Annotated in this window: 16 protein-coding genes; 10 read left to right on the top strand and 6 right to left on the bottom strand. The window is 42.5% G+C overall.

The features are described from left to right. Window positions 1-337: 337 nt before the first annotated feature. Window positions 338-1,714 (top strand): Tet(L)/Tet(K)/Tet(45) family tetracycline efflux MFS transporter, encoded by a 1,377-nt coding sequence (gene tet, locus MHB46_RS00385; RefSeq protein WP_165177056.1) that lies wholly within the window; start codon window positions 338-340, stop codon window positions 1,712-1,714. 138 nt (window positions 1,715-1,852) lie between these two features. Here the strand turns inward: tet and MHB46_RS00390 are convergent, their stop codons facing one another. The 5 genes from MHB46_RS00390 to lexA all read right to left on the bottom strand — a co-directional run bounded on the left by MHB46_RS00390 (window position 1,853) and on the right by lexA (window position 4,408). Beyond that, the gene (locus MHB46_RS00390; protein WP_165177054.1) at window positions 1,853-2,392 is read right to left on the bottom strand and encodes a GNAT family N-acetyltransferase; all 540 of its coding nucleotides are present in this window, start codon (window positions 2,390-2,392) and stop codon (window positions 1,853-1,855) included. 231 nt (window positions 2,393-2,623) lie between these two features. Then, on the bottom strand, window positions 2,624-2,764 hold the full coding sequence (locus MHB46_RS00395) for a hypothetical protein (protein WP_165177052.1): 141 nt from the start codon (window positions 2,762-2,764) through the stop codon (window positions 2,624-2,626). Between the two features lie 41 nt (window positions 2,765-2,805). Then, window positions 2,806-2,970, bottom strand: coding sequence for a hypothetical protein (locus MHB46_RS00400; RefSeq protein WP_016821950.1), 165 nt, complete (start codon window positions 2,968-2,970; stop codon window positions 2,806-2,808). A gap of 234 nt (window positions 2,971-3,204) precedes the next feature. After that, the gene (locus tag MHB46_RS00405; protein ID WP_341161260.1) at window positions 3,205-3,507 is read right to left on the bottom strand and encodes a hypothetical protein; all 303 of its coding nucleotides are present in this window, start codon (window positions 3,505-3,507) and stop codon (window positions 3,205-3,207) included. Window positions 3,508-3,781: 274 nt separating this feature from the next. Next, the gene (lexA, locus tag MHB46_RS00410) at window positions 3,782-4,408 is read right to left on the bottom strand and encodes a transcriptional repressor LexA (RefSeq protein ID WP_013310545.1); all 627 of its coding nucleotides are present in this window, start codon (window positions 4,406-4,408) and stop codon (window positions 3,782-3,784) included. Window positions 4,409-4,596: 188 nt separating this feature from the next. Between lexA and MHB46_RS00415 the strand changes: the two genes are divergently transcribed. The 4 genes from MHB46_RS00415 (at window position 4,597) to MHB46_RS00430 (ending at window position 6,860) form a co-directional block, all read left to right on the top strand. Next, window positions 4,597-4,965: a LysM peptidoglycan-binding domain-containing protein gene (locus MHB46_RS00415; RefSeq protein WP_165177506.1), complete on the top strand. Its 369-nt coding sequence runs from the start codon at window positions 4,597-4,599 to the stop codon at window positions 4,963-4,965. A gap of 108 nt (window positions 4,966-5,073) precedes the next feature. Continuing rightward, window positions 5,074-5,280: a DUF896 domain-containing protein gene (locus tag MHB46_RS00420; protein WP_013310543.1), complete on the top strand. Its 207-nt coding sequence runs from the start codon at window positions 5,074-5,076 to the stop codon at window positions 5,278-5,280. Window positions 5,281-5,400: 120 nt separating this feature from the next. Then, window positions 5,401-5,910 (top strand): hypothetical protein, encoded by a 510-nt coding sequence (locus tag MHB46_RS00425; RefSeq protein ID WP_061831521.1) that lies wholly within the window; start codon window positions 5,401-5,403, stop codon window positions 5,908-5,910. Window positions 5,911-6,065: 155 nt separating this feature from the next. Then, a complete protein-coding gene (locus MHB46_RS00430) occupies window positions 6,066-6,860 on the top strand; it encodes an HAD family hydrolase (protein WP_341163665.1) in 795 nt (264 codons plus the stop codon). A gap of 101 nt (window positions 6,861-6,961) precedes the next feature. Here the strand turns inward: MHB46_RS00430 and MHB46_RS00435 are convergent, their stop codons facing one another. Continuing rightward, a complete protein-coding gene (locus MHB46_RS00435; protein WP_341161261.1) occupies window positions 6,962-7,504 on the bottom strand; it encodes a 1,2-dihydroxy-3-keto-5-methylthiopentene dioxygenase in 543 nt (180 codons plus the stop codon). A gap of 280 nt (window positions 7,505-7,784) precedes the next feature. On the opposite strand from MHB46_RS00435, the gene metH reads away from it, so the two are divergent. The 5 genes from metH (at window position 7,785) to MHB46_RS00460 (ending at window position 15,273) form a co-directional block, all read left to right on the top strand. Then, window positions 7,785-11,225 (top strand): methionine synthase, encoded by a 3,441-nt coding sequence (gene metH, locus MHB46_RS00440; protein WP_069080595.1) that lies wholly within the window; start codon window positions 7,785-7,787, stop codon window positions 11,223-11,225. 79 nt (window positions 11,226-11,304) lie between these two features. Continuing rightward, on the top strand, window positions 11,305-12,234 hold the full coding sequence (gene rnz, locus MHB46_RS00445; RefSeq protein ID WP_103049124.1) for a ribonuclease Z: 930 nt from the start codon (window positions 11,305-11,307) through the stop codon (window positions 12,232-12,234). Window positions 12,235-12,739: 505 nt separating this feature from the next. Beyond that, complete coding sequence (locus tag MHB46_RS00450) at window positions 12,740-13,546, top strand: TIGR01457 family HAD-type hydrolase (protein ID WP_165177503.1); 807 nt, start codon at window positions 12,740-12,742, stop codon at window positions 13,544-13,546. A 70-nt stretch (window positions 13,547-13,616) separates the two neighbouring features. Beyond that, window positions 13,617-14,435, top strand: a complete 819-nt coding sequence (locus MHB46_RS00455; protein WP_165177044.1) for an Fpg/Nei family DNA glycosylase — start codon at window positions 13,617-13,619, stop codon at window positions 14,433-14,435. Beyond that, on the top strand, window positions 14,425-15,273 hold the full coding sequence (locus MHB46_RS00460) for a deoxyribonuclease IV (RefSeq protein ID WP_341163666.1): 849 nt from the start codon (window positions 14,425-14,427) through the stop codon (window positions 15,271-15,273). The genes MHB46_RS00455 and MHB46_RS00460 overlap by 11 nt, the downstream gene beginning before the upstream one ends. Window positions 15,274-15,325: the final 52 nt, after the last annotated feature.

Here is a 15,325-nt window from a genome sequence, read left to right on the forward strand (position 1 = left end):
CATTTTCTCGTATGGAAATAGGCGCTGTATTAAACCTCCAATGATATGGAGCTTATTTTTTGTACTCGGAATATAATTTGCGCATAACACATCAGGAGGCTGCACTCATGTCTTGAATGTATCTTATTTCTGGAGTGGTTTGTTTCTTATATTTAAAACAAATGGATGGAAAAGATCGGATATATATTGCTACATCGTTACTTACTTCATTAACTTTAAAGGGGATCTGAAAAAACTTTAAAATTGTAATTCATGGATTGTTGCATTCGTATATATAATTACATTTTTTCCTATTCTAGATAAGGTGGTAGAATGAAAAAAATAGGTAGGGTCAAAAGTGAAAACCCCTTATTCACAGTCTGTTTTACACCATAACCAAATTTTAATGTGGCTTTGTGTTCTTTCGTTTTTTAGTGTGTTAAATGAAATGGTTCTTAATATCTCTTTACCTGATATTGCTGATGAATTCAATAAAACACCAGCCGTTACAAATTGGGTAAATACTGCCTTTATGCTAAGTTTTTCTATAGGAGCCGCTGTATACGGAAAGCTATCTGATCAGTTAGGTATTAAAAGGTTGCTTCTGTTTGGAATGATAGTGAATTGCATAGGATCATTAATTGGATTTATGGGACATACTTTTTTTCCAACACTTATCTTGGGGCGATTTATACAAGGGATTGGTGCAGCTCCATTTCCTTCACTTGTGATGGTCGTAGTTGCTCGCTATATCCCAAAAGAAAACAGGGGCAAGGCATATGGCCTCATCGGGTCTATCGTAGCAATGGGTGAAGGGATAGGACCGGCTATTGGTGGGATGATTGCTCATTATATTCATTGGTCTCATTTACTGCTTCTTCCTGTTCTAACGTTTGTCACTGTTCCCTTCCTGATAAAATTATTGAAAAAGGAAGTCATATCAAAGGGTTCACTTGACATTGCAGGAATCGTGCTTATATCTCTAGGCATTGTAATGTTTATGTTGTATACAACGTCTTACAGAATTTCTTTTCTGGTGATAAGTATTCTTTTCTTCTTGATCTTTTTAAAACATATCAGACAAGTAACCATTCCTTTTGTTGATCCTTCATTGGGGAAAAATACTGCATTTATGATAGGAATCCTTTGTGGCGGACTTATGTTTGGTACCGTAGCTGGATTTGTTTCTATGGTCCCTTATATGATGAAAGACGTTCATCACTTAAGTACCGCAATGATTGGCAGTGGAATTATTTTTCCTGGAACGATGAGTGTTATTTTCTTTGGTTTCCTTGGAGGAGCACTTGTTGATAAGAAAGGTTCCTTACATGTGCTAGCAGTCGGCGTTGCATTTCTTGCCATCAGCTTTTTGATAGCTGCTTTCTTTATTGAAATGACACCTTGGCTGATGTCTATTATTATAGTCTTTGTTTTCGGTGGTCTTTCTTTTATTAAAACAGTAATATCCACTATTGTTTCAAGTAGTTTAAGACAAGAAGAAGCTGGCGCAGGAATGAGCTTGCTTAATTTTATAAGCTTTTTATCAGAAGGAACAGGGATTTCAGTTGTAGGAGGCTTATTATCAATACGTTTTATTCATCAAAAATTTATACCAATCATTAATTTTCCATCTGCTTATTTATATAGCAATATGTTATTGATTTTTACAGTGGTCATTATAATTAGCGGGATTTTAACTGTTATTGTATATAGACGTTCAGTTTCAGATTCCTGATAAGAGCAGAAAAGGATTACATGCTGAAAATGATCGCATCCTCACGTTTGAAGTAAGTGGATACTCTAAATAAATCAAAAGCTCTGCTAACCTTAATTGGTTGGCAGAGCTTTGTTTGCTGATCAGTTTGATTTTAAGCTAATTTGAATGCTTAAACTTATAATACCAAAAAATCGCTTTTTCACGGGCTGTGGAAAAGCTAGAATATAGCATAGTATCAACTCCGCCGATTACAAAGTTATTTTTAGCATAGAATCGACAAGCTAAAACATTCACATCCTGTGTTTCAAGCATAAGACCAACAAGGTTATTCTGCTTAGCCCACTCGGTTGCTTTACTCAATAAGGCTGCTCCGATTCCCTTGTGTCTCCAGTCTTTAGCGACGGCAATATCCTCAATTAGAGCATAGCCATTCCAATTAGTACAAAGTTTAATTTGTCCAACACAGTCGTTCTTATCATAATATAAAAAAATAGATTTTCCTTGTTCATCAATATAACTGATATCAACGTCATCATCCTCATACTGTTTAAAATATGGTTCGGGAAAACTTTCTTCTATATATGTCCAATTATCGTTCTCGTATTTAGGTATAATCCTTCCTGACACAATAAAGCCGTTATTCTCATTTGACTTCTTAAAATCTCCCATATTCGAAAGTGACATTTTAATTATCATGGCTTGTCTCCTCCTGGTTTAATTTCTCTATGCACACTATTCTAAAAGAGAACCACCTTTTCCTGTCTGTTAGATTTATAAAAAGAGCAAAATTGTAGCGACTGTTCAACTATGTGTGATATTCTACGATCTCGTCCGCTTGCTTCAACGATTCATAGCAGTAGTTAGGTGTGCTGTTTAACACAAAAAAAAGCAGGAAGAATCCTTCCTGCTTTTGCTTGAAAACGATTATTAACGTCTGCGTTGTCTATCATTCACGCTAAACAGATTAACAGCCAGTGCGTTACCTCTTGCACGCGCAACGGCTCTTTGATTCGAACGGATGTTTGATCTTCTTCTTCTCAAATCACGTCTGCAATGTCTTCTGCTCATATGATCACCTCCCTTCAAGGAAATGAAGGTACGGATGAATCTTAGTGGTGTTTATGCTTACGCTTGGAAATTTTGATATTCAAGGCATTGGTTGCTAGTGCATTTCCGCTTCCTGTTTTAGCAGCTGCGGCTTGAAAGACTTTAACGACCAGATATCTGTTTTTCCCGATGCGATGCTTATACGTTTTAACTCTATTTCTGATCATCTGCATATCTCCTTTGCTTAGGTCTGCTATATACATATGTCAATTGTGATAGTAATGTATCAGCATAAATCTATTAAAAGCAAAAAGAAGCTGGTACCTATATTACTAATGGTTAACAAAAAACTCATGCGAACCTGTCTTCGCCATTTCAACTTTACGTTGCAGGAGAATGTTACAGGCAGGTCGGCATGAGTCTAATAGTGTAGATAAATAATATGCAGTTTAGTATGAAAATTATTTACTATTAAGAGTGTTAAGTTTTTTCTCGTAGTACGCCTCTTGAGCAAGAATATGATTCAGTTGTTCAGAGAGCAGTTTATATTCTTGGCTGTCTTCTGGATAATTGTTTCTTTCGGAAATTACAGCTTCGAGTTGCTTTTCTAAATACCTGAAATGGATAAGTATTTGTATGTACTGAATACGATCGTAGGTTGTTATGTGTGATTTCTCTTTTGCATACAAATGATCCATTGTTGGTACTACACAGCTTATGGCGATAAATATCACAAAAAACGCTGAAATTATAATTTTTTTCATTTAATTCCTCCTACAGAGCTATGAGTAATTAATATACCATATTTATCCAAAACAAAGAAAGATCTATTAGTTTTGCCCATAACAGTATAGCTGCTCAAGATCAGTGGGTGATTATTTGAGATGAGGAGGCTGATTTTATAGTAGAAACAATAGGAATAGGTTGCTGAAATGAAAAAATAGTTGTGAGATACATAATAACAATACAAAACCGGCTTGCCCTAGGCAGCCGGTTTTGTATTAGTGGTTAGAATAACGGGGAAGAAAGAACGAGAAATCAGTGGAAGTCCCGGAAGAGTCCTACAACCTTGCCCAAAATGCTGACGTGTGTCAGGCGAAGCGGTTCAAAGGCTGGATTTTCAGGTTGAAGCCGGATATGATCTTTTTCTTTGTAGAAGGTTTTAACTGTAGCTTCGTCTTCATCTGTCATAGCTACAACAATATCGCCATTATCAGCGGTCTGCTGCTGACGTACGATTACATAGTCTCCGTTAGCAATCCCAGCCTCAATCATGCTTTCGCCTACAACAGATAACATGAATATTTTATCCTCACCAACAAAGTGTTGGGGAAGAGGAAAGTAATCTTCAATATTTTCTGTCGCCGTAATAGGAAGGCCAGCAGTTACTTTGCCGACGACGGGGACACGACTAATGGAGTAATTAATCAAGTTGCTGTTATCCGATTCGTCTTGACCGAGTAACTCAATAGCCCGTGGTTTTGTAGGATCGCGTCGAATGAGTCCTTTTTTCTCTAAACGATCCAAATGACCGTGAACCGTAGAACTGGAGGCCAATCCGACAGCCTCGCCTATTTCGCGTACAGAAGGGGGGTATCCCTTTAGACGCACTTCATTGCGGATAAATTCAAGAATGGCCTGCTGGCGGCTCGAAATCTTAGACATACCGTATCAACCCCATTTAGTAACGTTTGGGAAAATTATAGCATAGAACCTCCGTTCGTACAAACATAAGTTCTAAATAATCCCTAAAAATAATCGCGAACTTTTGTTCTCTTTTCTATTGAACAAAACAAATGTTCGTGTTATATTGTGAAAACATAAGAACAAACGTTTGGAGGTCGCAGCCAATGATGAAATATAGCACTTATCAAAGTATTTTTCCGATGAATTCAGAAAATTTGCAGGAGACCCGAAAAGAGGGTAGAGCGCATTTTATGCAAATTATTACTAATACTCTTTTAGTTAAGCTTCTTATTTTAGTGATTGTTGCTTGGATTGCAGGGGCAGGTGTACTTACGGTTTTCGCGGCACCTTCAGCTTCCAAGGAAGAAGTGACTAAACTGACCGTACAACCTGGAGATACGTTGTGGGAGATTGCCGCAAATCATAAACCGGAACGAATGGATACACGGGTATATATAGAAGGAATTGTGCGGATTAACGGTTTGGAGGATCGGGGAGTACAGGCAGGTCAGGTACTCAAGCTTCCTAACTTCTGATCTATAGACAATTAGAGCTTGTCAGGGAGCGTAATGCGGGAGCCTTGACAAGCTCTTTTCTACATGTCAAAGTGTATTATATCTTTGCTTTTATGGAGGGGACACAATTTGGATATAGACAGCTTAGTTCAGCGCATCAATGAATTAGCGCGCAAAGCAAAATCCGAGGGTTTGACGGAAGAGGAAGCCACAGAGCGCGCCAATCTTCGGGAAATTTATTTAGGTAACATTCGCCGTAATTTTCGGCAGCAGCTTGAAACGATTGAATTTGTGGACGATGATACATCGAAGGGAAATGACGGGCTGAAGCATTAAAGTTGTTAAAGCGCCCAAGCCTGCAATTTGCCTTTTGTTTTAGGTACCGTTCTCGGTATCTATATAGATCAGCTTTGAGGCAATTGTTTTATTGTAATATATCTGGGAAGGAATTGAGAGATGGCCCGATCATTTGAAAGAAAAGTACGCAAAAACACAGCGCATTTAAATAAATCGCGCAAAAAGCAAGGCATTCAAACCATTAATGGCGCAGGTTCTGCAATGGATATTTTCCGTGGTCGTAACATTACTGTGCCAATTATGCTGGCTGGTCTTTCTGTATTGTACATGCTTATGAGTTACTTTTTGACTAAGACTGGCATGCGAGGAATGGATTGGCTTGTATTCGGCCTCTACTTGATGCTGGCTGTTATCTTTTTCATCCGTCGTCCTTATCTGAAAGTGGGAAAGGATACTCTCTATATGCTGAAAGGTGGTAGAGAACGTCCAATGACGGCTGGGGACATGAAAGCCATCAAGATTGAAAAGGGTTACGTAACCGTTGAAAGAAAAGGTAAGGGCGGTAATTTCATTTTCACAAAATCATTAGGTCGCTATGACACGGATGCCATTGCAGAGCGACTTGAGAAGTTTGCGCTATCCAATCAGATACAGGTGGACAAGAAATAACTGATTTAGCCTGTAGCTCTTTAACAAAGGCCGTATGATGTTATTTCATATAACATGCTGCGGCCGCTTGCTTAATATGGGCACACATAACGATTCAAATATTTAACCGAGCAAATAGGTGTACATATACTGTGGAAAGAGAGTGGATAATTCAGATGACGATTCAGGCGGTAATGTTTGATCTTGATGATACCCTTTTATGGGATGAACGTAGTGTAGAAGAGGCATTTGATGCAGCGTGCCAAACAGGCTCCCGTGAAGCAGGCGTTGATCCGAAAACTCTGGAGGAAGCGGTACGTAAGGAAGCACGCGCTTTGTATGAATCCTATGAAACCTTTAGTTTTACTCAAATGATCGGCATTAACCCGTTTGAAGGATTGTGGGCGAATTTTACAGCAGGTGAGCAACCTGAATTCCGCCAATTGGAACAGTTGGCCCCTGTTTATCGAAAGGAATCATGGCGCAGAGGACTCCAGCAACTAGGGATAGATAATGAGAAGTTGGCGGAAAAGCTAGCTACCCAATTTGCTTCGGAAAGACGCGCGCGTCCACATGTATATGAAGAAACGTTTGAGATTCTAGAACAATTGAAGGGACATTACAAACTGTTATTGCTGACAAATGGCTCCCCTGATCTACAACAGGAGAAACTGGATGGAGTTCCTCAATTAGCTCCTTTTTTTGATCATGTTGTCATTTCAGGTTCATTTGGTCGAGGCAAGCCTGATCCGTCTATATTCCAGCATGCTTTGGGGCTTCTTGGTATTGAGCCTGAACATGCTTTAATGGTAGGAGATAAGCTGACGACTGATATTCAAGGAGCGTTGGCAGCAGGTGTACACTCGGTGTGGGTGAACCGGAACGCTAAAACCAATACCACAGAGATCAAGCCGAAGTTCGAAATCAAGCATCTGTCTGAATTGGACGGAATTATTCAATCGTTAAAGTAAGAAATCCATAATCTTTAGAAACGAGTATTAAAAAAACTCCCTTCGCTCGATTGTTACAGAGCAGAGGGAGTTTTTTTATTCACACAAGGATAAATTCGTAATTATGCTTTAATGAAGGTTGGGTCTTCATACGGTTCGGCAATCCAGCCATTTTCTTCGATGAACAAGCGGATTGCGACGATCTTTTGATTCTCCATTAAAGTGAAGAAGTGAGGTATATTTTCAGGTACGGAGATAACGTCCCCCGGTGAAAGCTCTACGTTAAAATAGCCGATCTCTTCAGGGCCTTTAATGATGAAGATGCCTTTACCAGCGACAATGGCACGGATTTCATCCTCGGTGTGGGTGTGAATTTGCTCAAACTTGGCCAGCAGCTCGTCCAAATTCGGTGTTGCTTCAGATAAAGTGATAACGTCCCATATTTTATATCCGCGACGTGCGGCTAAATCCTTGATTTCGGGTTCAAATGTTTTGAGAACATCGGCCTTTTGATCATCTGTTAAGGTAAAGTTCTCTTGCAGCTCCCCGGACAATTTGGAAGCATCCCAATGTTCATACAATATCTCGTGACTCTCCAGAAATTCACGTACTTGTTCTTTACCGCTAATCCGTTCTTTCGTATTACGTATTAAGATTTCGGCCATATATTTATTCCCTCTTTTCCACTTGGATTAATGTTGTATAAAGAATACCATGTCTTGAAACGTTGTACAATACAGGATTTCAACATTTTATAATGCAAATGACTATAGCTAAAGGGCCAGGGTTAAGTACGTTTTGTACTGCTACAAACTATAAAAATGGATTAGAGAAGTCGTTTTTACAAAGAACAACCTGTATAAAACGTATGTTTTTACTTCAATCTATCTAAATGATACGGTTTCTGCTAAACTAGGATTTAACGTTTTGCGGGGGTGAAGAAATTTGGATAAAGTTAGCTTGCAGGATGCATTACAACGAAGAATACTCCTTCTTGATGGGGCCATGGGCACCATGATTCAACAGGAAGACCTTTCCCCCGATGATTTTGGTGGGGAAGAGCTGGAGGGCTGTAATGAAATGCTGGTCTTAACGAGACCGGATGTCATTCAAGGGATTCATGAAGCCTACTTGAAGGCCGGAGCAGACCTAATTGAAACGAATACATTTGGAGCAACATCCGTCGTTTTGGCGGATTACGATATACCAGAACGTGCCCGTGAAATTAATCTGGTGGCAGCCAAACTGGCGCGTAACGCGGTGGATAAATACAGCACTGCGGACAAGCCTCGTTTTGTAGTAGGAGCTATGGGCCCAACCACGAAAACCTTGTCTGTCACAGGTGGTGTTACATTTGCTGAGCTGATTGAAAGCTATCAAGAGCAGGCTTTGGCGCTTATTGAAGGCGGCGTGGATGTACTCCTTTTGGAGACCTCACAGGATACGCTTAACGTCAAAGCTGGAAGCATCGGAATTCGGCAGGCTTTTGAGCAGACAGGTATCGAGCTTCCACTAATGATTTCAGGCACGATTGAGCCTATGGGAACGACGTTGGCCGGACAAAATATCGAATCCTTTTGCATATCGCTGGAACATTTACATCCAATTTCGATTGGGTTGAATTGTGCTACAGGTCCAGAGTTTATGCGTGATCATATTCGCTCTCTGTCTGAAATGTCCTCTGCAGCTATTAGCTGTTATCCAAATGCGGGCTTGCCCGATGAAAATGGCCAATACCATGAATCGCCTGATTCATTAGCACGTAAAATGGCTGCTTTCGCTGAAAAAGGCTGGCTGAATATTGCTGGGGGTTGTTGTGGTACCACGCCTGAGCACATTCGAGTTATGAGTGAAAGTATGGCGCAGTTTGAGCCGCGTCCGCTGGTAGGTCATCATCCTCCTGCCGTATCAGGCATTGAGCCTGTATATATTGAACAGGACAATCGTCCGTATATGGTTGGTGAGCGAACGAATGTTCTGGGCTCCCGCAAATTCAAGCGTTTGATCGTGGAAGGCAAATATGAAGAGGCATCTGAAATTGCCCGCGCTCAGGTAAAAAGCGGAGCGCATGTCATTGATATTTGTGTGCAGGACCCGGATCGCGATGAAATGACGGATATGGAAGCGTTTTTGAAATTGGTTGTAAACAAGGTAAAAGTACCTTTGGTGATTGATACCACGGATATTAAAGTCATTGATAAAGCACTTCAATATTCGCAAGGTAAGGCGATTATTAACTCCATTAATTTGGAGGATGGTGAAGAGAAATTTGAGAAAATGGCTCCTCTTATTCATAAGTACGGCGCCGCTGTTGTTGTTGGAACCATTGATGAACGCGGACAGGCTATTTCACGTGAGGATAAGCTTGAGGTAGCTAAACGTTCTTATGATCTGTTGGTGAACCGTTACGGTTTGGCAGCGGAGGATCTAATTTTTGATACGCTCGTATTTCCAGTAGGAACAGGTGATGAGCAATATATCGGTTCAGCTAAGGAAACGATTGAGGGCATTCGCATTATTAAAGAAGCGCTTCCCGGGGTACATACCATCCTGGGCATCAGTAACGTATCTTTTGGTTTGCCGGAAGCGGGTCGTGAAGTGCTCAATTCCGTCTATTTATATGAATGCACCAAAGCAGGTCTGGACTATGCGATTGTAAACACTGAGAAGCTTGAACGTTATGCATCCATTCCAGAGCATGAGCGGAAACTTGCGGAAGACTTGATCTATAAAACAAATGACGATACTTTATCCGCTTTTGTAGCAGCTTTCCGTAACAAGAAAGTGGAGAAAAAAGAAAAGATATCAAACCTTTCGCTCGAAGAACGACTGGCTTCCTATGTAGTCGAGGGAAGTAAAGAGGGACTCATTCCGGATCTGGAGCAGGCGCTCGTGAAATATTCTTCGCTGGAAATTATTAATGGCCCGCTGATGAAGGGGATGGAGGAAGTAGGACGACTGTTTAACAATAACGAACTGATTGTTGCAGAGGTGCTGCAAAGCGCTGAAGTGATGAAGGCGTCCGTAGCCTATTTAGAGCCGTTCATGGAGAAGAATGAATCCTCAGTAAAAGGTAAGATTTTGTTGGCTACAGTCAAAGGTGATGTGCATGACATTGGTAAGAATCTGGTGGAGATTATTCTATCCAACAATGGTTACCATATCGTGAATCTGGGTATAAAAGTACCACCAGAACGCATTATTGAAGCTTACCGTGAAGAAAAGGCCGATATGATTGGCTTATCCGGACTGCTTGTTAAATCGGCACAACAAATGGTGCTGACCGCACAGGATTTAAAAAATGCGAATATTGATATTCCAATAATGGTGGGTGGAGCTGCTTTAACACGTAAGTTCACTAAAAATCGTATCCGTCCTGAGTATGATGGTCTGGTTGCCTATGCAAAGGATGCTATGGATGGTCTGGATATTGCCAATAAGCTTATGAATCCTGAGTCCCGCAAAAAAATGGCTGAGGACATGGAGGCTGAGCGGGAGGCGGAAGCGGCAATCGTCGTGGAAGCCAAGCCGCTCCCTAAGCTCACTCGAGCTGTGCGCTCTAATATTGCTCAGGATTTGCCCGTTTATATTCCACCAGATACGGATCGCCATGTACTACGCAACTATCCACTGAATTATATTTTGCCTTACGTGAATATGCAGATGCTAATGGGGCATCATCTTGGTTTAAAAGGCAATGTTGAACAGCTGCTGGCTTCGGAAGATCCGAAAGCGATTCAGTTGAAGGAAACCGTGGACAGCATCATGTTTGAAGCTGTGACAGACGGAATCATCCAGGCACATGCTATGTATCGGTTCTTTCCAGCGCAGTCCCAAGGAGATCAAATTTTGATCTATGATCCGTCGGATGTGAGCAAGGTACTGCACACATTTACATTCCCGCGCCAGCAGGTAGAGCCTTATCTATGTCTGGCTGATTTCTTGAAATCAGTGGAATCCGGGGTTATGGACTATGTAGGTTTCATGGTCGTTACAGCTGGTCATGGGATTCAGCAGATATCTACCCAGTGGAAAGATAAAGGAGATTATCTGCGCTCGCATGCACTTCAAGCGGTAGCACTCGAAGTAGCAGAAGGGTTAGCGGAACGGCTTCACCATATTATCAGGGATAGCTGGGGGTTCCCGGACCCTGCCGATATGACAATGAAACAGCGACACGGTGCCAGATATCAAGGCATTCGGGTATCCTTTGGCTATCCGGCATGTCCAGATCTAGAGGATCAGGGGCCGTTGTTCCAGTTGTTAAAACCTGAGGATATTGGCGTTGAGCTGACGGAAGGGTTTATGATGGAACCGGAGGCTTCTGTATCAGCCATGGTGTTCAGCCACCCTCAGGCGCAGTATTTTAACGTCGAAAAGGTTTAACACCTTTATCAGATGGGATAGCAAATACCCTCCGAGCTTCGGAGGTTTTTTGCTGGTCAGCAGGAAGAAGGTTAATGTTATGGAATTTTATTTTCTCGGTACAAATGCAGGGGTGCCTACGATTCAGCGAAATGTAACGTCCATCGCTCTTCGTTTGCTGGAAGAACGAAGAAGCATGTGGCTGTTCGACTGCGGCGAAGGCACTCAACAAGAGGTATTGCGTTCGCCGCTCAAACTAAGCAGACTTGAAAAAATATTTATCACCCATTTGCATGGGGATCATCTTTTTGGTCTGCCGGGACTGCTGTCGAGCAGAGCGTATCAAGGGGGAACGACACCACTGACGGTATATGGGCCGCCTGGAATCCAGCAATATATCGAGCTATCTTTAGGGATCAGCCAATCGCGTATCAATTACCAACTACATATTGTGGAGCATACGGGCGGGGTTCTGTTTGATGACGGACAATTCCGGGTAGAGTCAGCTTTGCTGGATCATCGGATTGACAGCTATGGCTACCGAGTTGTAGAGATGGATAAGCCCGGTAAGCTTAACCAAGAGCTGTTGGAGCGATATGGTATTAAGCCCGGCCCGGTGTACGGTAAGTTAAAGCGTGGGGAAAGCGTGGAGGTAGAGGGTGGAGTTATTTTACATCCTCAGGATGTACTGGGTTCGCCGAAAAAAGGGCGTATCATCACGATTTTAGGGGATACGAGACCTTGTCCGAATACGGTAGTGCTGGCTCAAGATGCAACTGTCGTCGTTCATGAAGCCACTTTTCTGCATGAACTGGCAGATACAGCTTACGAGTATCATCATAGTACAGCGCTTCAGGCAGCGGAAGCTGCAAAAGCCGCAGGTGCGGGTCAGTTAATCATGACGCATTTTAGTTCTAGGTATAAAGATCAGGAGCAGCTTCAGCCATTGCTGGAGGAAGCGCAAAGCATATTTCCTAATTCATTGCTTGCGGAGCAGCATGTGTTGTTACCGGTACCCGATATCGGTTAATAAACGATTGGAGAAGATATGTGCATGGGTGCCGGGGCTTGCCTCGGTGCCTTTGTTTTTCACCGAAATTATTTTCCGGGAAAGCGCAGGATGCGACAAGAGATGAGAACCCGTGCAGGGTGGTGGGGATGAATTTGTTCTACCATATATGGAGGCGTGTCATATTCGAGTTTCTATATATCGAATTTAAAGGATTATACTTCTTGAGCATGACCAGGAAATACAGGAGATTTCCTTTGAGGAAATAGCGCCTTCGATGGATTTCGACGAAGAAGTGAACTTATGTCATGTGAAAGCGACGGGTTTTAGCGAGGAATGGCACTATTTTGGACGGTTTACCAGCAATTCATGGACTTCATACGCATTTTTGACTTAAGATAGATGAGATGAATAGAGACGGCCGATTATTTTATGACCTGAATAATTAAGGTGGTTAAATACGAAGGAGAACATCGTTCATGGGATGAATTATAATTTTTAATGCTAAGATGTGAATGGATTTGAAGTGGGGGAGGGGATTGCGATAAAATCGTTACTAATTGATCTGGATGGAACACTTTATCATGGAAATCGGATGATCAAGGGTGCGGATCTGTTCATATCCCGATTGCGTACAGACCAGATACCTTATGCTTATGTTACAAACAATGCTTCACGTACACCCGATTCGGTGGCTGAGCATTTGATTGGTATGGGAATTGAAGCGGCCAGCCATGAAGTATATACTTCGGCGTTAGCAGCTGCACAATATGTTGCACAGCAAAGTCCTGGAGCTCGTGTATATTGTATTGGTGAAACAGGATTACGCGATGCACTCACAGGAGCCGGTTTGCAGCTTGTTGAGAACCATCCTGATTATGTGGTGCAGGGGATAGATCGTCAATTTACATATGATGCGCTGGCCGCTGCCATGCGTTGGATTCGGGAAGGAGCAACTTTTATTTTGACAAACCCGGATCTCCAATTGCCTTCACATGATGGGCTAACGCCAGGTGCAGGTACGATTGGAGCTGCAATTGAAGCGGCTTCACAGGTAAAGCCTATTGTCATCGGCAAGCCTTCAAGCGTATTGATGAACTATGCGCTGAACCGCTTAAACATTAGGGCGGATGAAGCTCTGGTTGTGGGCGATAATATGCTTACAGATATTGCGGCAGGTGCAGCAGCAGGTTGTAAAACAGCTCTGATCCTGTCGGGCGTGACGACCCGCGCTAATATGGACGAGCATGTGCGTACCGTTGGAGTGAAACCTGACCTGATGTTTGACAATCTCGCTGAACTGCAGGACTGGATGAAAGAAGAGCTGAAATAATAGAAAGTATATGTCTTACAAAACTTGCGAGAATTAAAAGCTATGTAGCTACGAAAGGAAAGATGTTGTTATGCCGGAACTTCCTGAAATGGAAAACTACAGAATCTTATTATCAAAACAAATTTTGGACATTCCGATTACTGGAGTTACGGTTAGCCGTGAAAAGTCCATTAATACTGAAGTGGAAACGTTTGAGAAGCAATTGCTGGGAACGACCGTTGTATATTTAGAGCGTCGAGGCAAGCATTTGATTTTTCATTTAAACACGGGCGGGCGGCTCGTACTTCATCTGATGCTCGGAGGACTATTATATCTGGGAACGGAGGAGCAGCGTCCAGATCGTACAGTTCAAATCGAATTAGATTTTAGTGGAGTAAAGCTTTATTTTATCGGACTGCGCTTAGGTTATCTACACCTGCTAACGGCTAAAGAAACAGAAGAAGCTTTGTCAGACCTGGGACCTGATCCGTTAGACCGTCGCATGACGTTGGAAAAGTTTACAGCACGGCTGAAGGGACGCCGGGGGATTTTGAAAACAACGCTGGTGAATCAGCACATTTTTTCGGGTATTGGCAATTGTTATTCAGACGAAATTGCTTATATCGCCGGATTTACACCGGGTTCCAAAGTACAGAACATTGTGCAGTCGCCAGAAAAAGTGGAAAAGCTATATCATGCCACTCAATCCGTACTACGTGAAGCTACAGCGGAAGGCGGGTACATGGAAATGCCTCTAATGGAGGGGGACACGCTAACAGGTGGATTTGATCATCAGTGTCGAGTATATGACCGCGAAGGAGAAGAATCTCCAAGTGGCGGGAAAATTGTAAGGGTTGAACTGGCGGGGAAAAAAGCATTTTATTGCCCGGTACAGCAGCATGATGCCTAAATTGCTCATCGGCTCCCATGTGAGTACGCGTGGTGGCTTTTCCAAAGCCGCTATGCGTGCGCGAGAGCAGGGGGGACGTTCATTTCAATATTTCCCGAAAAATCCTCGTAGTCTTAGGCTTAAGGAATGGAGTGCTACTGATGCTGCTGCTTGCAACGCTTACTGTTTAGAGCACCAGCTTCAATCCATTGCTCATTCACCATATCCCGTTAATCCGGCTCATGGGTCCGAGCGTGGTCAGGAACTTTATGAGCTGACGATTGCTTCATTACGCAATGATCTGGATATTGCTGAAGCCTGTGGGTCAAAAGGGATTGTCGTTCATTTTGGTCATATGCATTCGTTAGACCCTCTAGAGGGCTACCGTAATATCATTAACTGTTTTAATGATGTGCTGGAAGGCTGGCTGGGAAATGCTAAAATATTGATCGAAAATCAGGCGGGAGATCATGGACCCATGGGAACCACGCTTGAGGAAATGGTGCAGATCCGTCAGCTGTGCCGGCATCCTGACAGTATCGGCTTTTGCTTGGACACTTGTCATGCATATGCAGCGGGATTGTGGAACGGTGGAATGGACGAGGCTTTGATCGAAAAAGGGAATCGTCTCGGCTATTGGTCAGCTCTGTGTGGAGTTCATTTGAACGATTCTAAATACCCATATGGCTCTAAAAAAGATAGACATGCCCGTGTGGGACAAGGCTACATTGGTACTGAGGGCATGCGTTGGATGACAGATCAGGAGGCTGTAAGAGGTATTCCTATCGTTTTGGAGAGTGAGACGGGACCTGATGGGACACATCAGGAGGATATTCAAATGATTCTAAGCTGGGAGTAAATCGGTCTGATTGATAATAACTATCTTTGAGGCTTGTGAGATTGCATATATG

Origin of the sequence: Paenibacillus sp. FSL H7-0703 (genome assembly GCF_038003485.1) — a bacterium.
GTDB classification, from domain to species: Bacteria; Bacillota; Bacilli; order Paenibacillales; family Paenibacillaceae; genus Paenibacillus; species Paenibacillus polymyxa_B.